Source organism: Seonamhaeicola marinus (assembly GCF_008085455.1).
The window spans coordinates 1-437 of the sequence record NZ_VSDQ01000431.1 but is presented as its reverse complement, the minus strand read 5'-3'; the positions used below and the strand labels follow the sequence as shown (position 1 = coordinate 437).

Here is a 437-nt window from a genome sequence, read left to right as displayed (position 1 = left end):
CTACCGAACGTTTGCTAGAATTTGCTGAAACTGTAAAAGGCTCAAAAGCCGAAAAAACAGTCGATTTATCTTGGCGAGAAAACCCGTTACAAGAAAGAATTACGCATGCTTTAGTAAAAGGTTTAGATGCTTTTATTATTGAAGATATTGAACAAGCGCGACAAGAATCCGAAAAACCAATTGATGTTATTGAAGGCCATTTAATGATTGGTATGAATGTGGTTGGCGATTTGTTTGGCGAAGGTAAAATGTTCTTACCACAAGTAGTAAAATCGGCACGTGTAATGAAAAAGGCCGTGGCTTACTTAAATCCTTTTATTGAAGCCGAAAAAACTGAAGACTCAGAGCCTGTTGGTAAAATTTTAATGGCAACAGTAAAAGGCGATGTGCACGATATTGGTAAAAATATTGTAAGTGTGGTGCTGGCCTGTAATAAC

At 37.3% G+C, this 437-nt stretch carries 1 protein-coding gene; it reads left to right on the top strand.

Annotated features, from left to right (window positions below):
- Positions 1–437, top strand: a 437-nt coding sequence (locus tag FUA24_RS07545) for a B12-binding domain-containing protein (RefSeq protein ID WP_187388209.1), incomplete at both ends; no start/stop codon positions are given.